This window comes from Arcicella rigui (genome assembly GCF_034929435.1).
Taxonomy (GTDB): Bacteria; Bacteroidota; Bacteroidia; order Cytophagales; family Spirosomataceae; genus Arcicella; species Arcicella rigui.
Genome location: NZ_JAYFUM010000005.1, coordinates 323,760 through 347,534, shown reverse-complemented (window position 1 = coordinate 347,534; position 23,775 = coordinate 323,760). Strand labels below are relative to the sequence as shown.

The following is a 23,775-nucleotide window of genomic DNA, read 5'->3' as shown; positions in this document are numbered from 1 at the left end:
TATATTTAAAATGTAGCAACTATTTGAATTGAAACAATTTAGGCACTTCATTATTCAACAAAGTCAAGAAATTTACTTTTCCTTGAATCTTGATTGGACTGATTTGCTTTACTTCTCCGTTCATTACAAAACCGCTTTCTTGGTTTGTCAATACTTTGAATTGAGCTTTGCCTTTGTTCATTAAAACATTACCACGACTGGCATCAATCATGCCCAATTGCGGAATGAAACCTGTATAATTTCCGCCAACAATAATGTCTTTCAATCCGTCATTGTTAATGTCAAAACATTCAATAGCATTGATACATGAAGTTTGAACAACTTCTGGTAAATCAACTAAAGTAAAGTTTCCTTTTCCATCGTTAATAGCCACCGAAGATTTACAAGTTTTCACTGTTTTTACCAATGCACCTTCTAAAACATTACTGGGGAACAAGTCTTCAATGGTTTTCTTGGCATATTCTGAGTGCTTCAAAATCTGCTTTTTTAAGGCTGGAAATTGTTCTGCCATTTCTCTTTTCAAGAAAACAGGTTTGTCTTTTCCTTCAATACTCTTGGTCATGATTTTATCGAGTGAACCATTATTATCAAAATCTTTTACCCAAATTTTCAAAGGTGCGTCCATTGAAGCTTTCAAGGTAAAGTTTTCGCCCATGTTTCCTAAAATCAAATCATTATCGCCGTCGTTGTCAATGTCGGTTACTTTCAATGCTCCCCAGAAACCTGTAAATTCTTCTAAACCAGTTTTTAGTTTTTCTAATTTTTTCCCTTTTACAGTAAAAATCACAGGCGACATCCAATCTCCAACAACAATTAATTCTTTCTTTTTATCGCCATTCACATCTTCCCAATAAGCATCACGAATCATTCCTAATTCAGTCAATTCTGGATTTACTTGTTGAGCAATGTCTTTAAATTCTCCTTTACCATTATTTTCATAAAAGTAACTTGGCGGATTTTTTCCGTACTCCATCGCATAACTTCTACTTCCTACGAATAAGTCTAAGTCGCCGTCACTGTCATAATCGAAAGGAGCAATTACAGCGGTATTTGTTCCATTTTGTGGAATCGCTCTTGCATTGAAAGTAAAATTGCCTTTTCCGTCATTCAAATAGAGTTTGTCAATCAACTCTCTTTCGCCAAAACGTACTTCATTGCCTCCGCTTCCAACGTACAAATCTAAATCTCCATCTTTGTCTGCATCAAAAAAGAGTACGGCTGTTTCTTCAAAATAGGAGAAAGTTTTGAACACTTCCTGAGCAGATTTTTTGAAACCTGAACCCGTTTGTAAGTACAATTGTCCTGCTTGGTCTTTCGCTCCTGCAATATAAACGTCTTCCAATCCATCGCCATTTACATCGCCAATGGCCGCTTTCGGACCTTCTTTTGATAACAAAGCTGGAAGGTTTTTTTCTTGATAAAAATCAACATACTCATCTTCTTGATGTTTATCAAAATTGGTATTAACCGCCTCAAAATAGCTTTTTGAAATAATACTTTTTGCTTTTGTTTTTACCAGTTGAGCATCTTTAATTGAACAAGTAAGTAATTGGTCAGCCTTTGGATTTTTAATAGTACTTTCTCGTAAATCAGCCCAAGTGATTTTGATAGAATCAATTTTAGTAACTTTTCCTAAACCAAAAGTTAAATTATATTCTGTACTTGACTGAAAACCTCTTGAAGGAATTACCGAACGAGTTTGTATTTCGCCATTGGCATAAAGGTCGGCTTTTGCTCCTACGGCAAATAAGTTTTTACCCTCTCCTTTCAAACTCAATTTGATAAAATGGTTTTTCTCCTCTTTTTTGTCAGCATTATTTTTATAGACAAAACATGGCATATTTACATTGTTCACCAGCAAGTCTAAGTCGCCGTCATTATCCAAATCGGCATACATTGCTCCGTTTGAAAACGAAGGAGTCGCCAAACCAAATTCTTCTCCTTTTTCTTCAAACTTCAAGGTTTTGCTATTGTGAAAAAAGTAGTTCGGAATCGGTACAGAAGGCATTTTCTCAATAATGGTATTGATATTTTCCTTCACTCCAGTCGCTTGCATACCTTGAATGAGTTCGTTGGCAAAGAAATCAATAAAATCTTGGTCGATTACATCATTGTAAATTCCGTTACAAACATAAATATCGTTGTAGCCGTCATTGTCTGCATCAAACATCAAAGCACCCCAACTCCAGTCACTTCCAGCTACTCCACTATAATTGGCGATTTCGCTAAAAGTACCATCCTGATTATTGAGTTGAAGACTATTTTGCTGAAACTGATTATAAAAACCACGGTCTTTTTTCAGTTTAAAAACATAATGATTATCAAATGAAGAAGTAGTTTTTAGACGGTACTCATCACGTGGAAGCATATCGGTTGTGATGATTTCTTGAAAACCGTCGTTATTCACATCAGCCATGTCTGCCCCCATCGAAGCCAAACTGATGTGTTTCATGCGTTGCTCAATTTCTTCTTTGAAAGTACCGTTTTTCTGATTGATGTAGAGGTAATCTTTCTCATAGAAATCGTTTGAAACATAAATATCTGGATAATTATCGTTGTTGGCGTCGCCAATCGTTACGCCCAAACCAAAGCCAATTAAGCTACTGAAAATACCTGCTTCTTTTGAAACATCATGGAAATGTCCATCGTCATTTCTCAATAATTTATCACCGCCACCTTTCAAGAAATCTTTCACTGGCCAATCTTCCGCACGCATATCACGGTTATTGGCATAGTTCAAAGTATTGACAGGAATGAAGCTATTATTAAGAATGTAGCAATCTAAATCGCCATCTAAATCATAGTCAAAAAAAGCGGCATGAGTAGTGTAACCGCCTTCATCTAAGCCATACTTTGCCGCAGATTCGGTAAATGTAAGATTGCCATTATTGATAAAAAGAGCGTTTTTTTGCTTTTTGGTAAATTTCCGAAGACCAGCATTACACACATAAATATCCAACAAACCATCGTTGTTGATGTCCACCATTACAACCCCAGTATTCCATTTGTCAGCTTCTTGAATCCCTGCTTTGGCAGAAATATCTTCAAATTTGAAATTACCTTTGTTCAGATAAAGTTTGTTACTTCCCATGTTTGAAGTAAAAAACACATCAGGTAAACCATCATTGTTGATGTCGCCAACGGCTACGCCACCGCCATTATAAAAGTTTCGATAATTGAAAATATTGAACTCTTCAGTATTTTCAATTTTATTGTTGAACGAAATCCCTGTGTCTTCTTCCTTCATTAATTCAAACAAAGGATTTTTTCCTTTGTCAGAACAGCCAAAACATAATGCTACAACAGCGAAGAAAGCTATATTTTTTAACATTTTCATTGATTAAAATATTTGAATAAGTCTTTTTTAGAAAGAACTTAAAAACTATAATTTGAATAAGCTAATGGCAAAACCACCACCTTTAGCTAAGTTAATCGTCAGCGTTGAATTACTGTTTATTGTTACTTTCTCAATTGTATATACTTCTGGATTTTTCTCCCAATCAGCATTGTCGGCATCACGATAAATAATGGCTTGGTAATTAGCTCCTTTATCCAGAAAATCAAAATTAATTTTGGTTTTTCTGGCATTTTCGTCTGTTACTCCTCCCACAAACCAATTGTCTTTTCCTTTTTGTTTACGAGCTGTGGTGATATAATCGCCTGGTTCGGCTTCCAAAATCTTGGTATCATCCCAATCTACGGGAACATCTTTAATAAATTGTAAAGCATCGGGATGAACTTTCAAATTTTCTGGTAAATCGCCCACCATTTGCAAAGGACTGTACATTGTTACGTACATCGCCAATTGTTTGGCAAGGGTTGTTCGTACTCTTGTTTTACGCTCTGGAATAAATTGATTCAAGTGCATTCTGAAAAAACCCGGTGTATAATCCATTGGGCCACCCATCAATCTTGTAAAAGGTAAAATCGTTTCATGTTCTGGTACTAAACCCAAAGTTGGTGCATTGTTGAACTCATTACCACGAGCCGCTTCATTGGCGAGCCAGTTCGGATAAGTACGATGTAAACCCGTTGGGCGAGAAGACTCATGGGCTTCCAACATAATTTTATACTCCACCGCTTTATCAGCTACACGATTATAATGATTCACCATCCATTGACTATCATGGTGTTCACCTCTTGGAATTATTCTTCCTACATAACCCGTTTTTACGGTATTTATTCCTTTTTCATTCAAAAACTGATAAGCTTTATCAATTCTACGTTCATAGTTAATTGCCGAACCAGAGGTTTCATGGTGCATGATGATTTTCACTCCTCTTTGTTTGGAGTATGCCAATAGTTCATCAAGGTTATAATCTGAATAAGGCGTTACGAAATCAAAAACATCTTCTTTCCAATTACCAAACCAGTCTTCCCAACCTTCGTTCCAGCCTTCTACTAATACGCCATCGAAGCCATTATCGGCAGCGAAATCAATGTATTTTTTCACATTTCCCGTGTTTGCTCCGTGTTTTCCACTGGCTTTTTCCCAAGTAGCTTTTCCCACGTGCATTTCCCACCACATTCCAATGAATTTCTGTGGTTTTATCCAAGAAGTATTTTCAATCTTAGAAGGCTCATTCAAATTCAAAATGGTTTTTGAAGCTAAAATATCGGTTGCTTTATCGCTAATAATAATCGTTCTCCAAGGTGTTTTGGCTGGGGTTTGTAAATAGGCTTTGTTGCCAACGGCATCGGGCGTTAAGTGCGACAACAGTTTAAAATTTTGTCTGTCCGCTTGCAAGTGCATTACTGGATAATTCACCAAAGCCGCTTCATGAATATTTACATAAATGCCTTCGGGCGTTTTCATCATCAAAGGCGTTTGAACAAAATTATCACCAATGACCGATTTTAAAGCAATATCTTTTTCTTTATTTGAAGCTGGCAAAGCGTGAATCTCACTGAATTTTGTGGTATTATACAAATACTCATTGGTATCATAGTCGCCCGGAATCCAGAAAGTTTTGTTGTTGCCCGCCAAATTAAACTGCGTTAATTCGTCGGCTACGATAAAATGTTTGAAATTAGCTTGTTCTGGAAATTCATAGCGAAACCCAACACCATCGTTAAATACTCTGAAAACTACCTGTACCAACACGTTGGAAGGATTCGCTTTCAAGTTCAATTTTACTTCCTTATAATGGTTTGTAATTGACTTTACTTCTCCCCAAACAGGTTGCCAAGTATCAAAATGTGTAGCAGTATCTGCCGAAACCAAACTAAAATGATTGAGTGTAAAAGCAGGTTTACTCAGTTTAAAACCCAGCGAAGAAGGCTTAATAATCGTGGTATTTTTGAGATGAACACCATAAGTAACTTCTCCTTTTTGTGATAGAGAAACATTTAATTTGAGGCGGTTGTCAGGCGATTTTACCTCTATTAATGTTTGTGCAAAGCCTACAAAAGAGGCATAAAGCAGCATCAGAAATGTGCCTAAATACTTCATTGAATTAAATTTTTGATGGATAAAAATGGTTAATTTTTTTAGCTTTGAGCTGTAAGCTATGAGCCGTGAGCTTTGAGCTTAAAATTCAAAAAACTCATAGCTCATAGCTCAAAGCTCATTACTCTTACTTTCTCATTATTCACGCCGACAAACATAAACGAATCAATGATTTTAGTTTCTCGAACATCGCCACGCAGGTATATGCCTGATTGTGAAACTGGTACGTTTTTGAAATTAAAATTGCCTTTGTTCAACAAAACTACGCCATAATTGGCATCTACTTTACCTATGCGTAATCTAAATTTACTGTTATTGCCTGCCAATAAAATATCTTTCTTTCCGTCATGGTCGAAATCGGTTATCGCAATGGCATACACTGGTGCATATTGGGCTTGAATCGGTAATTCATGCACGACAAATTTCCCTTTATTGTTTTCTAAAATGACAGTTTTCAGATTGGCTATTTCTTTTTTATGGGCTTTTTCTAACTGATTTGCTTCAAAAAAATCTTCGATACTTGCCTCCGAGAAAGTCTGATAATTCGGGAATTTTTTCTTCAAAGCTGGAATCTGTTCAGCCATTTCATCTCTTGAACAAGCGGGATACGATTTTCCTTGAATGTAATAATTCAAGAAGAAATCCATCGTTCCATTTTGGTCAAAATCGTCATAAATCAAACTGGCAGGTTCTGTTTCCGAAGCTCTTACTTGTGTATTTGTTCCCAGATTTCCCAGTACCAAATCTTCGTCGCCATCATTATCTAAATCTGCTTTTTCGATGCGATAATTCCAACCCGAAGCTACGCCAATACTCATTGGTGCAAACTTGAATTGCTTGTTGTTTTTCAATACAATGGGCGACATCCACTCTCCTACGACCACAATTTCTTCAAAACCATCTTTGTCGGTGTCCAATACTGTTGCGTCTGTCACTAAGCCCAAAACGCCCAATGATACTTTGGTAAAATTAGCTTTTCCGTCATTTTTCAAAAGGAAACTTTCTTCTTCCATCGGAAATCTGTTAGGTTTAATATGTCCACCAGTGAATAAATCTATATCCCCATCTTTATCAAAATCACCTGCTTTTACGCAAGAACTATTGAGTTTATCTTCGAGCAAAGTACTTCTTTTGAAATTTCCTTTGCCATCGTTTAGCCACAATTCATCGTTTTGTTCTTCATATTGAGCGTTGGAATAGTTACCGTTCACGATGTACAAATCTGGAAATTTATCTCCATTAAAATCTGCTATTACCGCATCCTGATTGAATTTTGGCGAATTATTAGGCAACTCTTTTTTGCTAAAACTTCCGTTAGGATTTTGCAAGAAAAATGCTCCTACTTGATTTTTTGTACCACAAATAAATACGTCATTTTTGCCGTCGGCATTCACATCGCCAACCGCCATTCTTGGGCCAGTGTATGAGTAATGCGTCGGCAACATTACTTGTCTATCGAAATTATTGACTGGATTTATACTTGGCAAAAATGCTGGTGATGGTATTTCTGTCAACAAAGTCGGTAATACTTTAACTTCGGAATTAGTAGAAGTATTGGCATTTTTTTCTTCTAAAACTAAGGTTTTATTCAAGGTAGGATTACTGATTTTCTGTGATTTCCCATTTGTCCAAACGATACTTACTTCTACATTTTTGGTATTTTCTGGCAAACCAAAAATCAAATCTGTCACCGCACTGGATTGAAAACCATGTGTTGAAGCAATTTCTTGTACTTGTACATTATCAGCCGAACGAAGCCTTACTTTTGCCCCAATACCAAAAGGATTTTGTGCATTTCCTTTTACATGAATTTTCAAAAATTGCGTATTGGGATTTTCTTCAATACGCTTATTTTGATAAATATGAGCCGTTTCGTTTAAATTATTCGTGATGATTTCTACATCTCCATCATTATCTAAATCGGCATAAATTGCTCCGCTCGAAACCGTAGGCGTATCAAACCCCCAGTTTACTTGTTCGTTAGCAAAGGTTAAATCGTGCTTATTTCTAAAAATATAATTCTTCGTTTGGCTGGTTGGCATTTGTTTTAAATGTTCCAACATAGGTTTCTGAACGCCACTTTCTTCTTGCTCGTTAAAGTATTTTATAAAATCGGCGTTGGTATAATCTCGTCCCAAACCATTACTTACGAAAATATCTTTGTAGCCATCCAAGTCAAAATCCGCCAAAAGTGTTCCCCAACTCCAATCGGTATTCGATACGCCAGCCAGTTGACCTACTTCTGCAAAAGCACCATTGCCCAAATTCATTTGCAACATATTTCGCATATTTTCATGCCAAAAACCATTTTGCAATTGTGCTTGATAGGTATTCCAGCTATCCGACCAAAGCAAAAGTTTTTGTCGGGCATTGTCTTCTGGCAACATATCTAAAGTAAAAATATCGGGCAGTTCATCATTGTTCACATCGGCAATATCAATGCCCATGGCAGAATAAGAAGTATGTTCAATTCTATCTCGAAGTTCGTCTTTGAATGTACCATTTTTCTGGTTGATGTACAGGTAATCGTCCTCTACATAATCGTTGGTAACATAAATATCAGGATAGCCATCTTGATTGATGTCGGAAACAGAAACGCCCAAACCAAAACCCAAAGGATTGCCTTTGATGCCTGCCGCAACTGAAACATCCACAAAATGGGGTTCACTTTTTCCATCAGAATCATTTCTGAAAAGTTTGTCTCCAGCGTTATAATCAAGTGCGGCACGCATCACAGCGGCTTCTTTGCGTTGGTAGCCACCAAGATTGTGGTTGATAAGAAAGCAATCTAAATCGCCATCCAAATCATAGTCCAAGAAAGTAGCCTGCGTAGAGTAACCCGAATCGTCTAAGCCATAAGCTTGAGCCTTTTCGGTAAAAGTAAGATTGTGATTATTGATAAAAAGTTGATTTTTGCGAAATTCAGGTTCTCTTTTACCCGAGTAACAAACATAAATATCCAACCAACCGTCGGCGTTGATGTCAACCACACTTACGCCTGTTTTCCAAGCGTCTTTTCGTCCTGCTACACCTGCTTTGGTGGTAATATCTTCAAAGTTGAGTTTGCCTTCTTTAGTAATATTCAGGTATAATTTATTTTCGACCTGATTGCCCGTGAAGTATAAATCGGTTAAACCATCATTGTTAAAATCGCCAGCCGCAACGCCACCGCCATTATAAAAATACTCGTAATTGAGAATGTTTTCGTCTTCGGATTCATTTACTTGGTTAGCAAATGTTATCCCTATTTCTTCTGAATTTACTTTTTCAAAAAGTGTTTTATCTTGCTTACAAGCATCGAAAAACAATAGGAATAAACATCCTATCATCAAGGAGCATATAATTTCTTTTTTGTTCATTTCAAATGGTTAATGTATGTCAAAATTAATCTATTTTAACTTACTTATCTTTATACGACATAGAAAAGCTTTACTCTCTAAAGCCTTCTGGTTCTGTTTTGGTTCTGTATTTTCCTTCTATGCAATAGGCTTTAGGCCCACTAATTGCACCGGGCGGTGGTGGAATTACTCGACCAGGATAAACCACTAAAACAGGAGAATAGCCGTCTGAGCCAATTTGTCTATCCACATAAATCAGTTTTTCTTGTGAACCAAATACTTCAAAAGCACCCAGAATTTTTTCGTTGCTATCGGATAAAGAAAAAATATTGGGACTAAACTGTGTTTCGGCAGGCACGTCGAAGAGTGTTCCCGAACCTTGTGTTACGTCTTTAATACTCCGAAAATAGCGAAACATTTTTTCAGAAATTGCTCTTTGTTCAACTTTCAAATAATAGAGACTTTTGTTATTGTAGGGTACTCTGGCAATTGGCACACCCGTAACTTGTTGTCCATTCAGTAATTTATCCGACAGAATATTGTAGGTTGAATTAAAAGAAATGTCAAAACAGCTTTCAAGACATCCATAGTTAATCAATTCAGGGAAAGTTTGCCCATTCGGAAAGTTATTTTCTACACTACATTTTTTTAGTCCGTAGTCGTAACCACGCTCGCAACTGGCACAAAAAACGGTACGTTCATAATGCGTCCATTTCCACTGATAATATTCATCCGTTTCTGGGGAATCTTTGAAATCGAGTGTAACATCAAAACCTACGCTTCGGGCATCTGTTAAAGGATAATTATCTTTTACGTTAAATGTATATTTTACGGTATCAATGGCAGGAGCAGCTTTTAATTTTTCTGGACTTGACTCATACTTTTTACCATTCGGCAAATTAATATGCAATGTATAAGTATTTCCAACTACTCCTTGAAAATTATCAGGTGTGTAATAAATCCCATTATCGCCTTCTGTAAGTACAATATTAGCTCCTTTATCGTCGGTAATAAATACTTGTGCATTGTAAATTGGCTTGTTTTCCACATTAATGCTGATACTTGGCGAAGATGACGAAAGTATTACTTTGTGTGGGCCTTTTTGGTTAGAGAGAGATGCTTCAACAGTCAAAAAAGAAGCACTATCAATTTGTTCAAAATCTCTTATTTCAGTAATACACGACCACAGCCCTACCGAAAAAAAGATGATATATAAGATAAAACGCTTCATGGCATCATTTGAATTTAAAATTATACGCCAATGATATTAAAGGGCTTGCAAAAACGCTTAACTGATACACCTTTGTGCCATCTGAACCATTGGTAAAATATACGGAATAAGGATTAGAGCGTCCGTAAATATTATAAACTGTAAAAATCCAGCTTCCCTCCCATCTTTTTTCTTTCATACTTGGATTAGTGATTGTCCAAGAAAAATCCAGTCGGTGATAATCAGGAATTCTATCATTATTTCTACTTAAATAAAGTGGTAATTGCTGTCCATTAAGGGTATAAGTACCAGCAGGCGACGAAAAAGGACGACCTGTATTATAAGCAAAAATGAATGAAAAACTATTGTGCTTATCGGGCGTAGCATTGAATACAATATTAATCGTATGCGGTTTATCGTAATTGGAAGGATACCAATTGCCCCCATTGATTCGCTGTTCGGAGTATGGCCCAGTAGTTTGCAAGAAAGACCTTGCATAAGTATAACTAAACCAGCCTGTTACTTCTCCTTTCTTTTTTGAAATCATCAATTCAGCTCCATACGAGCGTCCTCTTCCTTTCAAAAGTTGGGTTTCCAAGGTTTCGTTCAACTGTAAATTTGCCCCTGAAACATAATCAACTACATTTCTGGTATCACGAAAATAGGTTTCTAATGAAGCTTCCCAAACATTGTCGTTCCAAGTTTTGAAATACCCTAAAGAAGCAAAATCACTTATTTGTGGTGAGACATTTTCGTCTGCTACTTTCCAACGAGCCGTCGGTAGAGGCGTGGTATTATTAGAAATTAAATGCAAAAACTGTTGCATTCTATTGTAACCAAATTTCAAACTCGTTGTCGGATTAAAAACATACAACATCGTTATTCTTGGTTCAAAACCTCCATAGGTTTTAGCAACGCCATTTTTTAATTCAGTAGAAACTAAAGTAGTGGATGATTTGGGTTCTCCGTCTAAATACTTTCGTACTTGAATAGGGCCTAAATTCAAAAACTGAGTATAACGCAAACCATATTGAATGGTTAATTTTTCATTCAATTTATACTCATCGTCGGCATGAAGAGCCAACTCAAGGGCTTGTTCTTGTTCTAATTCAACTTTTGATATTTTTGAGACAATATCTCTATTCAAACTACCCGGACTTAAATCATAGCGAACAGCACTGATGCCAATATTGGTTTTATGCTTTTCATTGAAGGCATAGTCCAGACTTGCCTTTAAGTTTTGATATTGAATACTGTTTTTTAAATCAATTCTATTAACAGAATCGGGCGACTCAGTACGAGTTTTGTAACGACTAAAAGCCGCTACCATTTCAAAACTGGCTTTTGGACTAATGTAACGATTCCATTTCAAAGAAGTATTCAAATGCCCATAATTAAAATCTGATTGTTTAGCCACCACATTTTCCAAACTAAACAGTGAATCGACCCGATAAAAATCATGGCTTAGGTAAGTCATTAAAGAAATGGTGTTGGCTTTGTTCGGCTTATAAAATACTTTGGTAGCCACGTCGTAAAAATTGGCCCTCGTATTTTTCATATTATCAGGAGCAAGTGCCTTGAACCAAAAATCATTAAAAGAAGCACGACCGACTGCTAAAATCGAAAGTTTGTCCTTGATAATTGGCACATCTAATAATAATCTATTTGAAATTGGGCCAATTCCTCCTTCTAATTTGAATTTTTCAAGACTTGGGTCAAGCATTTTAATATCTAAAACCGAAGCCGTTCTTCCGCCAAAACGGGCGGGTACTCCTCCTTTGTATAGTTCCAATTCACGAATACCATCCGAGGCAAAAATTGAAAATAAACCAAAAAGGTGCGTCGGATTGAAAATTGGTGTATCGTCTATAAAGATTAAATTTTGGTCAACTGCTCCCCCACGAACATTCAAACCGTTCGCTCCTTCACCAACCGAAGAAACGCCCGGTAGCGTTTGAAGGCTTCGTAAAATATCCACTTCGCCCATCATGGCAGGAATTTTCTTGATGCCTTTGATACTGAGCAAAGACACACCTAATGAAGGCGTAAGAATCGTTTTTCGAGTAGATACGCTTGAAACGATTACTTCTTCCAACTGTTTGGTCACATCTTCCAAAACAGCATCAACATTAAGGTTACGATTAAGTTTAATATACAAACGGAAAGGTTTGTAGCCCAAGTAAGATATTTTCAGTACATATTCGTCTTCGGGTAATTTGAGATAATAATTTCCCAAAGAATCACTAAGTATGCCTGATTTTTTGAAGTCAATTGAAATGGATGCTCCTACAAGAGGTTTTCCAGTAAGAGCATCTTTAATATTTCCTCTGAGCGAGAATACGTTCTTTTGTGCCAAAATGTTGCTTGTCAAAAGCAAGCAAAAACACAAATAAAGTAAAGAGTTAGGTTTTATTCTTATCATATTATTTAGAAAATTCATAGGTTTACATGAATACTTTAATGCAAATAAGAATAAAGAAGACAGAATAAATATACAACAGATAATTATCCTTTGCCAGTTATTCTACACGGTTTCGAGGAGTATCAAGCATCAATAAAATGCTTCTTTTTCATTGATTTCTAAGAAATCAATTTTAGGTTTTTTACATACAATGATAGCTTGTACGTCATAGTCTTTATCTTCTGGATTGACTTGAGGGTATTTTTTCGCCTTTCCATCTACATGAAGAATGATTTTATCTTTTGTCAAAGTCTTGAAAGTAATAAAACCTTCAGACATCAAGTAGCCTTCGCCAAGTCGCTTTTCTTTGTCTTTTATTCTTCCAAACATCAAAGTAGAAGTATAGCTATTGAGCAACTTTACAGGAATCTTGATGGGTCTATCCACATACCATTTATCGCCTCCGAAGTGAATCATTACATTACTTTCTTTTTGGTCAAAGTAACTAATTGTGAATGATTTTTCTAAGATTTCAAGATGTCCGCTAAAGATACTTTCAGTTGGGTAGAAATCCTTTCCATCAAGTTTAAAGATAAATTTTGATTCATTTACTTTTAAGGATTCATAAATTTCTTGCTCATGTTTGTCAGTAGAACAAGAGTTCACAAGGGCAAAAGCTATCAAAACAAAGAAATAATTCAAACTTGTTTTCAAATATTTACTCATTGTATATGTTGATTTCATTAAGTACTTATGTACATTTATCCGTTATTGGCTATCAAATTTTCGATAAGCTGTATAATTTCCAGATTACTTAAAACTGTAGTGACAATTAAATTTGTCTTGGTATTGAGTGAATAAAAAAATGCTCGTATGAACGAGCATTTTTTTATTCAATAATATTAATATTGATTAGTAACCAACGTTTTGCTTCAAGTTAGCATTGATTTCCAATTCTCTTTGTGGGATTGGGAATACAACACGGTAAGCAGGAGAAGCTGTTGATCTGTTATCAACTGGAGCAGCGAATGTACCAAAACGGATTTGGTCATTTCTTCTCCAACCTTCCCAGTATAATTCACGACCACGTTCGTCCAAGATAGCTTTTTCTGTTAATGAAGTCAAAGCTGGAACACCACGAGTAGTTCTTAAACTGTTAATGATAGTCAAAGCTGAAGCTGAGTTACCACTTCTGAATAATGCTTCTGCTTTCATTAATAAAACGTCAGCATAACGGAAGAATACATAGTCATTACCTGGAGAATCAATATCAGATAAATCTGGAATGTACTTGATAACACGTACACCATCAGCTTCGTTAGCCACTCTAAAGTCATACTTCAATGTGAAAGCAAGAGGCTTACCAGATCTGTCGTTCAAAGCTTTACCAGTTTCGTCAAATTGTTGACCAAATAAGAAACCTGCACGTAAACCTTTTTTATCAGTCAATCCTGGGATTGCAGCACCAAAACGGCTATCAGTTTTATCAAAAGTGTTATAGAAATCTGATAAAGTTGTGAAACCATTCCAACCACTTGGTACTTGGTTGTAGTGAGTAGTCATGTAATAACGGTTTCTTGGAGAAGAACCGTTAAGGTTACTTGCACCTTTCTCGTTTTGGATTACAAAGATTAACTCTTTTGATCTTGTACTATTTTCATAGTGGAAGTTGTCAAAATAGTTAGCACTCAAAGCATATTTACCAGAGTTGATGATGATGTCAGCGTTAGCAATTACAGCATCCATATCAGCTTTAGCAAATGTAAACGGACCAGCTGGATTAGCTGGGTCTTGTGTAAACACAGCGTTGTTCAAATAAACTTTTGCTAATAAGAAAGCAGCCGCTTCTTTAGTAGCCGAACCTGTATTCGTAGAAGTTGCACTTGGTAAATCAGCAGAAACAGCTTTCAAATCAGCAATAATTTGTGCCGTAGCATCTTTACGAGATAAAGCTTTAGGTAAAGCACCTGGGTTAGCTAAATCTCTGAAAGCAACTTGACCAAACAAATCTACAGTATAAAACATATAGAATGCACGCAAATACTTAGCTTCAGCAACTTGTAATTTAGTAGCTCTTGAGTCACCGATAACCTCGTTTGCTAAAGCGTGACCTCTGTTCAAGTTATTCCAAGCTGCTAAAACGTCATCACTTTGGTTAGTCCAAGTATGCGTGTGAAGATTTCTCCATCTTCCGTTGTCATCCCAGTCAGCACCTCTTGTTGGGCCTTGCATCTCATCTGAAGGGTGTTCAGTCAAGGCATAGATAGCAGCTTGGTCTGTGAAAGTACCTAAACTTTGATAAGCTGCTTTTAGTTGTAAATCTACACCAGTAGATGCTTTATCAATTTTATCAAGAAGTGGATCGTCTAATTTAGTACATCCAATTGTTCCACTCATTAAAATTGTGACTAATGAAGGGATAAATATTTTTTTAATATTTTTCATTTCTTTAATTCGGATATTGTTTTTATAAAGCGAAGTGATTACCTGATACTTTATATTTTCCTATTGAAACTAACCTTTTTACTGATTAGAAATTAGCACTAACCCCAAAGGTAAACGTTCTTGCCGTAGGATAGGCAATATAATCAATACCTAAAGAAGGAACACCATTTCTTGTAGCAGAAGGGTTTGAAATTTCTGGATCTAAACCTGTATAGTTAGAAATCAACAATAAGTTTTGACCAGTGAATGAAAGGTTAAGCGATTTAGCAAAGCTGTTTGCTGGCAATGCTACATTGTAACCAATTGACAAGTTAGATACACGGATAAAATCAGACTTCTCTAAGTAGAAAGTTGAAGCTACTGGAGCATCTCCATAAGCTTGACCAGTTGTACTTGAGATTGTTTGATAAGTTACGTTATTTCCTTGTTTCAATGAACCTCTGTTCAATACCGCTGTTGCAGTGTTGTTATAGATATAACCTCCAGACTGACCGTTGATGAATAAACTTGCATTCCATTTTCCATAAGTGAAGTTGTTAGTAATACCCCAAGTATTAGTAGGGAATGGACTACCTTTGTAAGTTTTCTCAGCAGATAAAATTGTGTTACCATTAGAATCATATCCTTTGAAATCTTGTAAGAAGAAACCATATAAAGGATAACCTTGAGTGATTGGCTGAATGAATACACCAGATAAACCTTGACCGTATAAGTTACCAGTTTGGATAGTAGCTACGTCTAATCTTGCAACTTTGTTTTTCAAGAAAGTAGTGTTTACACTAATATCCCAGTCTAATTTCTTACCAGCTAAGATTTGGTAGTTCAAGCTTAACTCAACCCCTGTGTTTCTAATGTCAGCAGGAATGTTACTCCATCTTGTTGTTGCTACGTCTGGTTGAGGTGCAGCAAATGGGAACAATAAGTTATCTGTACTTTTATTGAAGTAATCAACTGTACCTGATAATTTACCTTTCATTAATGCAAAATCAAGACCTACACCATAAGCAGTTGTAGTTTCCCACTTAATGTCTGGGTTTGGTACGTTTTCTTTAGAAACAGAACCAGCGTTAGCATTTGGAGCATAAGTAGCCAAAGAAGTATTTGTAGGGAATTCTTGGTTACCAGTGATACCATAACCTGTTCTCAATTTCAAATCAGAGAAGATTTCTTTTGGAATAAATGATTCGTTAGATAAACGCCAAGCAGCTCCAAAAGATGGGAAGTAACCATATTTGTTGTTCAAACCGAATTTAGATGAGCCATCTACACGAAGGGTAGCTGTCAACAAATATTTATCATCATAAGTATAGTTAGCACGTCCGAAATAAGACTGTAACTCACTTTGTGATCTGCTTGAACCACCTGAATATGCTTTGTTAGTTCCACTGTTATCTACGTAGCTAAGGTTATTAACCAAGTCACCTCCAGGGTTAGCAATGAAGAAGTTAGCTTGTAAGTAATCTCCTTGGTTTTCAAATTTTTGATAAGAGAAACCACCAATCGCATCAATCTTAGACTTACCTAAAGTTGTTTTGTAATTCAAAGTATGTTCAATCGTCGAAGTAGTAATATAACGATTTGCGATTCTTGCATAACCTTGGTTTCCAGGGATGTTGTTAGCAAAACCAGGAGTTCCAGGCTCAACAGAAGTTCTACTTACAGCAGTTGAGTTATCTAAACCTACGTTAGCTTTATAGCTCAAGTTGCTCAAGATATTCCAAGTTGCACTGAAGTTAATCAAAGTTCTTGCAGTGTTCGCTCCAATCTTAACTTGGTTCAATAAAGAAACTGGGTTACGGAATGAAGGAGTACCTGTTGTATAGTATGAACCATCAGTTGCATAGATAGGGAAAGTAGGGTTTGTTTGGATAGCTCTACTGATTACGTTACCTTCAAAACCGATGTCACCACCTGTTGCAGCACTTTTATCTTTGATTTGAGAAGTTGTCATAGCTACTGCTAAAACTACTTTGTTATCAAACAATTTGTGAGTAGCATTAACACGAGCAGTCAATTTGTTCATTGCAGTACCTTTAACTGTACCTTGCTGATCGTTGTAACCTAAAGAGAAGAAATAGTTAGTTACATCGTTTCCACCACCGTAGCTCAAGTTATAGTTTTGAGTTACTGCTGTGCGATAAACTTCTTTTTGCCAATCTGTATTTGCTCCACCGTTAATCAATTTACTTGTAATATCTAAGCCAGCAGCTTTAGCGTTTGTTAAGAAATCTGAAGCTGACATTACATCATAATTTTTGTAATTAGATGCAATTGATGTATTTGCAGAGAAATTCAAGTTGCTTTGTCCTGATTTACCTTTTTTAGTAGTAATCAAAACAACACCGTTTGCACCTCTTGAACCGTAGATAGCTGCCGCAGAAGCATCTTTCAATACCGAAATGTTCTCAATATCATTAGGGTTAATAAAGTTCAATGGGTTTTTAGCAGCAACATTACCAAAACCAGCAGAACCATCAGCACCGTCAGTAGTACTTGAACCATCTAAAGGCACACCATCAACTACGTACAATGGACCATTACCAGAACGAATTGAAGTAGTACCACGAATACGGATGTTAATACCAGCACCTGGCTCACCACTGTTTGGAGTCATCTGAACACCCGCTGCACGACCTTGTAATAATTGTTCTGGAGAAGCAATCACACCTTTGTTAAAATCCTTAGCTGTTAAAGCTACAACACCACCTGTCGCATCTTTTTTAGTTGTTGTACCATAACCTACTACCACAACTTCATCCAATGCTTTCGTTTCAGAAACTAAAGTAACATTTAGTTCAGAACGATTTCCAACCGCAACCTCTTGTTTGGTAAAACCAACAAAAGAGAAAACTAATGTAGCATTGCTCGGAACAGTAATTTTGTACGAGCCATTTACATCAGTTTGAGTACCTTTATTAGTACCTTTTACTGCAACTGATACTCCTGGCAATCCAGAATCGCTTCCTGATTCCACTACTTTACCAGTAACTACTCTATCTTGAGCATAAGAACCCAAAGATACAAGCATAGTAACAGCCATCAAAACTACTTTTGCCAAAGAGTTTGATGCTGCACCTTGTCGCAAAGAGCGACCCAACCATCTGTAAAAATGATTATTCATAAGGTTTTGTTAAGATTTGAAAATGGTTAATGAAATCCAGAGTATTTCAGTATAATCTTATAAGATGGGAGTAAAAATCACCAGTGTTATGCTTTTGCTTAAAATATCTCAACGGCTAAACTTTGGTATTTTCACAAGATTAAATATGAAATCACTCTAATAAATCACTGCAAAGTAGGAGAAAAAGTTTCTATAATTCAATTTTTTTGCAAAAAAATTTTATTTTTTTGCAAATTATGGCAACATGAGAAATTGTACTCAATTTACTTTTAGTAAAATAAATAAGTATGATATAATTTCATAAAATAGTCCTAATTTTAAAATATAAGCCCTTTTTAAGCCATTTTTAGTTTTATGCTGAACAAATGTTTTGTTGTACTTTTCCAATACTCTTCCTGAATAAAATAATTTAAGATGCTTCAAATTGATTTTATTGGTAAATTTGAAGCCTGAAATAAGAACTTAGAAAAACTATATTATTCTTTGTAGAATCCAAAAATGACCAATCCAACGATACTATCACAACTTGCCAGTCAATTAGAAGGTGAACTTCATTACGATACCGTTATGCGAACGCTATACGCCACTGACGCCTCTGCGTACAGAGAGATGCCCCAAGCTGTAGCACTACCGAAGAGCATAGAGGATATTAGAAAATTAATAAATTTTGCTCGTGAAAATAAGACTTCTATCATCCCTCGAACTGCTGGTACTTCTCTTGCTGGTCAGGTAGTTGGCAATGGTATTGTAGTAGATGTTTCTAAAAACTTCACGAAAATTCTTGAAGTAAACAAAGAAGAACATTGGGTAAGAGTACAACCGGGTGTAGTGCGTGATGTGTTAAATATTGAACTCAAAAAACACGGTTTATTTTTTGGGCCAGAAACTTCTACTGCCAACCGTGCGATGATTGGTGGAATGGTTGGTAATAATTCTTGTGGTTCAAACTCGGTGGTTTATGGTTCTACTCGTGACCACTTGATGGAAGTAAAAGCTATTTTAGCAGACGGAACGGATGTAGTTTTTAAAAGTGATGATTTGAATACTTTTAAAAATCTTGTTCAGTCAGCACAAAGTAAAAATGGTTCAGCTACTTTGTTGGATAAAATTTATTTAAAAACCAACGAAGTATTATCTAACGAAAAAAATCAGGCTGAAATTAGAAATGAGTTTCCTAAACCAAGTATTGAAAGAAGAAATACGGGTTATGCTTTGGATATGCTCTTGAATTGCGAGCCTTATACCGAAGGAGGAAAACCTTTCAATTTCTGTGAATTAATTGCGGGTTCGGAAGGAACACTTTGTTTTTTAACTGAAATCAAATTGCATGTGAACGATTTACCTCCAAAAGAAATTGGTTTGGTTTGCGTTCACTTCAATGATGTTCAAGAATCACTCAAGGCAAATTTGATTGCTTTAAAATATAAACCTTCGGCTTCTGAATTAATCGACCACTATATTTTGGAATGTACCAAAACCAGTGTTGAACATAGCCAAAACCGTTTCTTCGTAAAAGGTGACCCTGGTGCGTTATTGGTTGTTGAGTTGCGTTCTGATAATAAGGAAGATATTGAAAAACAAGCCAAAGCAATGGAAGCCGAAATGCGAGCGGCTGGTTTGGGTTATCATTTCCCTGTGGTTTATGGCGAAGACACCAAGAAAGTTTGGAATCTGAGAAAAGCAGGTTTAGGTTTACTTTCAAACCTTCCGGGCGATGAAAAAGCGGTAGCGGTAATTGAAGATACTGCCGTTGATGTAAACGATTTGCCAGATTTCATTCGTGAATTCAATGAGATTCTTTCGGCAAATAATATGTACTCTGTACATTATGCTCATGCTGGTTCTGGAGAAATTCACTTGCGTCCGATTATTAATTTAAAGACAGTTGAAGGAAATAAACAATTCCGTTTGATTGCCGAACAGATTGCTACTTTGGTGAAAAAATACAAAGGTTCGCTTTCGGGAGAACATGGCGACGGACGTTTACGTGGTGAGTTCATCAAACAAATGGTAGGCGACCACAACTACGAATTAATGAAAGAAGTAAAACGTACTTGGGACCCTTACAATGTGTTCAATCCGAACAAAATTGTGGATACTCCGCCTATGGATACGTTTTTGCGTTATACTCCTGGGCAACAAACGCCTGAATTTAAAACGACTTTCCGTTTCCACGACCAAGATATTTTACAGCACGCCGAACAATGTAATGGCTCAGGCGATTGTAGAAAAACGCCTCTTTCGGGCGGAACGATGTGTCCATCTTATATGGCTACTCGCAATGAAAAAGAAACGACACGTGCCAGAGCCAATATTCTTCGTGAGTTTTTAACGCATTCTGATAAAGCGAACCGCTTCAACCATGAAGAAATCAAAGAAGTATTTGATTTGTGTTTAGCTTGTAAAGGTTGTAAAGGAGAATGTCCATCTAACGTAGATGTGGCTAAATTGAAAATGGAATTTTTACACCAATACTACAAAGAAAACGGTGTACCATTGCGTAGTCGCATGGTTGGGAATTTCTCTTCACTTTCAAAAGTAGCTTCTTATGTTCCTTGGGCTTATAACTTTATTTTTGAAACACCTGCTTTACGTAAAATCGCTAATACTGTTGTAGGTTTTCACCCAGACAGAACAATGCCTTTGCTGAGTAATACTACTTTTAAAAAGTGGGCTAATAAAAACCTCACCCCTAACCCCTCTCCTGCTGAGAGGGGAACTATTACCCAGACAAAATCTCCCCTCTCAACAGGAGAGGGGTCGGGGGTGAGGTTAAAGCAAGTCTTTTTATTCATCGATGAATTCACCAATTATAACGATGTAGAAATCGGTATCAAAACCGTGAAGTTGTTGAATCGTTTGGGTTATGAAGTACTTATTCCAAATCATGCTGAATCTGGTCGTCCACAACTATCAAAAGGGCTTTTGGATGATGCTAAGAAATTGGCGAATCAAAACGTTAGTCTTTTAAAAGATGTTATTAACTCAGAAACGCCATTAATTGGGATTGAACCCTCGGCAATTCTTACTTTCCGTGACGAATATCCAGATTTAGTAAATGATGATTTAGTAGAAGCAGCGAAAGCTTTAGCCAAAAATACTTTTATGGTAGAAGAATTTTTAGCGAAAGAAATTGACGCAAAACGTATTTCTAAAAAAGTATTTACGACAGAAAAACGCTTAGTAAAATTACACGGACACTGTCAGCAAAAGGCATTGTCGAGTTTAGTCCCTGCCAAGAAAACACTTTCATTGCCCGAAAACTATGAAGTGCAAATTATTCCTTCTGGATGTTGTGGTATGGCGGGTTCTTTTGGTTATGAAAAAGAACATTTTGAATTATCAAACCAAGTTGGTGAATTAGTACTTTTCCCAACCATTCGTCAGCAAGGCGAAGATGTAATTATTGCGGCTTCGGGTACAAGTTGCCGTCATCAAATTCATGACGGAACTGGTCGCACTGCTAAACACGCTGTTGAGATTTTGTATGAAGCCTTAGTTTAGATATGAATTATGAAAACTCATAGTACAAAAGCAATAATCATCAAGGTTATCGCTATATTTATGAAAAATTGAGGTCCTAATAAACAATGAAAAATGATAATTGATGAGCTTGGCATAACAAATTTCAAAAATTTTGATAACATCAATGTCTCCTTTTCGAGTGGTGTCAATCTTTTTGTTGGTGGAAATGGAAGTGGTAAGACAAGCCTTTTAGAGGCTATTAATGTAGCTTTAGGAGGCTTTTTTTCCTCTCAACCTCAGAAAATGCACCGAGTTATTGAATTTGACGAAATAAAAATAACCAAAGGAAAAAGAGAATTATCAACTACTATTTTTGCTAAGTCAAGCTTGATAGAAAAAGGTTGGTCACGTACTAAAAATCGTGATACAAAAAGCAATGATAACAAAGAGATAGACTCTATAAAAGAGTATGGAAAAAAGTTCTTTCAGGCTTTTGAAGTAAATGAAAATAAAGATATTGCTCCACTGATTGCCTATTATTCTACCCAAAGGTTATTTAAAGATGCTCGGTTATCCACAAAACAAACTTATGATGCAGCCTTTGGAAGAAGAAATGGGTATTTACAATGTCTGGAAGAAAATGCTATCAAAACTGTTCTAAAGGAATGGCTGGGGAATGCTGTAACAAGAAGAGCAACGTTACAAATTAAAGACATTCTTGGCAAGACTGACTTTGTTTTAGAAAATGTTGAAGAAGCCATTAAAGAAACTTTAATTTTATTTTTAGATTTACCCGAAGATTTTCCCCTGAAAATCTATCAAGAGCCATATTTTAACAATGAGGTTTTTATCTATTTTGATGAAGAACATGATTTACCTCTAAATTACTACTCTGATGGATTTAGAAATCTTCTCTACTTGATTATCGACTTAGTTTGGAGAGCCTCACAGCTCAATCCTTGGCTTACTTTAAATGAAATTTCTGAAAACATTACAGGTGTCGTCACAATCGATGAAATTGATTTACACCTTCATCCTAAATGGCAGGCAAAATCAATTGATATTATTCAAAAGCTTTTTCCTAATGTACAGTTTTTCATCACAACGCATAGTCCCACAGTTGTTGCTAATTTTCAACATGGTACTTTATATTTAATTGATAATAATCAAGTACAAAAATATGAATCTGAATTTTTCGGAAAACAAGTCAATAGTGTACTGAGAAATGTGTTAGGTGCTTATGATAGACACATTCCCACTCAAAATAAACTAAATCAACTTTTTAGATTGATTGATGAAAATCAATTTGCAAAAGCTGATATTTTACTTAACGAACTTACTCAACTATTAGGCTTTGAAGATTTTGAAATTAGTAAAGCTATTGCACTTTTAGAATGGCAAAAATCAATGAATCAGGTATAACCACAATGCAATACATAGAAAAACATACTACACCACCAAAAGATTGGGATAAATGGTTTACAACGGCCAATGGAGTAAAATCTTTTGATTATAAAAAAGATTACCAATCTCTAACGAATTTAAAACTTGCTAAGATCTTTTTACTTGATGAACAACATGGATTATGTGCATACTGCCAACAGATTATTTCTCTCGAAAATTCTTCCATTGAACATGTTACTCCTAAAGAGCATAATGTAAACCTTTCAACTAATTATTTTAATTTAGTAGTGGTTTGTAAAACTCAAATTAAAGATAATGATGGAAAAGTTCATTGCGACAAACAAAGACTAAGTAGCCTTATGAGTCCCATCATTTTTTATGGAAATGCTGAAGCAAACGATTCAAAAACCAATACTTACTTTGGTGCTTATGCAGATGGAAGTGTATTTGCTAAATCCAACTTAGATGAGCAAACTAAAAAACAAGCAGAGGCTTTTATAGAAGTTCTTAACTTAAATCACACACAATTAAAAGAAACTCGTGCTAAAGAAGTGTTAGATGGTATAAACGCTATTTTTATGAGCCTTCCACAGAATCAAAAAAAAGCTTTTTGGAAAAATCAATACGAGAGAATTTTACAGAACAAAAGTTATCCTTTTAGGCAGTTTTTACTAAGTTACATTGGAAGTAAAATTGGTATCAATTAACTGTAACTATCCAACTTAACTTGCCAAAGATTCATTATCACAATACAAGCATAAGTATTTAACTCTCATTTACACGCATCACATTTCCTTAACAAAGCAATAATATACCAGTACAGTTTAATCCTCCTCACTACTTTATCTTTGCGTCCATATCAACTTACTAATTATTTGAATCAGTTTTGCCAATCTGTTCCGATTACCGACAGCCGAATTCTGTTAGCTAACAATAAATCAA

11 protein-coding genes are annotated in these 23,775 nt (G+C 35.9%); 3 read left to right on the top strand and 8 right to left on the bottom strand.

The features are described 5' to 3' along the window. Positions 1–19: 19 nt before the first annotated feature. The 8 genes from VB248_RS04925 to VB248_RS04890 form a co-directional block, all read right to left on the bottom strand. On the bottom strand, positions 20–3,331 hold the full coding sequence (locus tag VB248_RS04925; protein ID WP_323295627.1) for a VCBS repeat-containing protein: 3,312 nt from the start codon (positions 3,329–3,331) through the stop codon (positions 20–22). Positions 3,332–3,382: 51 nt separating this feature from the next. Further along, positions 3,383–5,452, bottom strand: coding sequence for a glycoside hydrolase family 97 protein (locus VB248_RS04920; RefSeq protein WP_323295626.1), 2,070 nt, complete (start codon positions 5,450–5,452; stop codon positions 3,383–3,385). A 101-nt stretch (positions 5,453–5,553) separates the two neighbouring features. Next, entirely contained in the window at positions 5,554–8,808 is a 3,255-nt protein-coding gene (locus VB248_RS04915) for a VCBS repeat-containing protein (protein WP_323295625.1), read from the bottom strand. Positions 8,809–8,878: 70 nt separating this feature from the next. Continuing rightward, a complete protein-coding gene (locus VB248_RS04910; RefSeq protein WP_323295624.1) occupies positions 8,879–10,018 on the bottom strand; it encodes a DUF4249 domain-containing protein in 1,140 nt (379 codons plus the stop codon). Between the two features lie 4 nt (positions 10,019–10,022). Beyond that, complete coding sequence (locus tag VB248_RS04905) at positions 10,023–12,353, bottom strand: TonB-dependent receptor (protein ID WP_323295623.1); 2,331 nt, start codon at positions 12,351–12,353, stop codon at positions 10,023–10,025. A gap of 195 nt (positions 12,354–12,548) precedes the next feature. Then, on the bottom strand, positions 12,549–13,124 hold the full coding sequence (locus VB248_RS04900) for a hypothetical protein (RefSeq protein WP_323295622.1): 576 nt from the start codon (positions 13,122–13,124) through the stop codon (positions 12,549–12,551). Between the two features lie 186 nt (positions 13,125–13,310). Beyond that, positions 13,311–14,843: a RagB/SusD family nutrient uptake outer membrane protein gene (locus tag VB248_RS04895; RefSeq protein ID WP_323295621.1), complete on the bottom strand. Its 1,533-nt coding sequence runs from the start codon at positions 14,841–14,843 to the stop codon at positions 13,311–13,313. A gap of 85 nt (positions 14,844–14,928) precedes the next feature. Beyond that, entirely contained in the window at positions 14,929–17,964 is a 3,036-nt protein-coding gene (locus VB248_RS04890) for a SusC/RagA family TonB-linked outer membrane protein (protein ID WP_323295620.1), read from the bottom strand. Between the two features lie 498 nt (positions 17,965–18,462). Here VB248_RS04890 and VB248_RS04885 point away from each other — a divergent pair, with 498 nt between their 5' ends. From VB248_RS04885 to VB248_RS04875, 3 genes are all read left to right on the top strand, one after another. Further along, positions 18,463–21,468: an FAD-binding and (Fe-S)-binding domain-containing protein gene (locus VB248_RS04885; protein ID WP_323295619.1), complete on the top strand. Its 3,006-nt coding sequence runs from the start codon at positions 18,463–18,465 to the stop codon at positions 21,466–21,468. Positions 21,469–21,561: 93 nt separating this feature from the next. Further along, a complete protein-coding gene (locus VB248_RS04880) occupies positions 21,562–22,851 on the top strand; it encodes an AAA family ATPase (protein WP_323295618.1) in 1,290 nt (429 codons plus the stop codon). Continuing rightward, complete coding sequence (locus tag VB248_RS04875; RefSeq protein ID WP_323295617.1) at positions 22,824–23,540, top strand: retron system putative HNH endonuclease; 717 nt, start codon at positions 22,824–22,826, stop codon at positions 23,538–23,540. Before VB248_RS04880 ends, VB248_RS04875 begins: the two co-directional genes overlap by 28 nt. Positions 23,541–23,775: the final 235 nt, after the last annotated feature.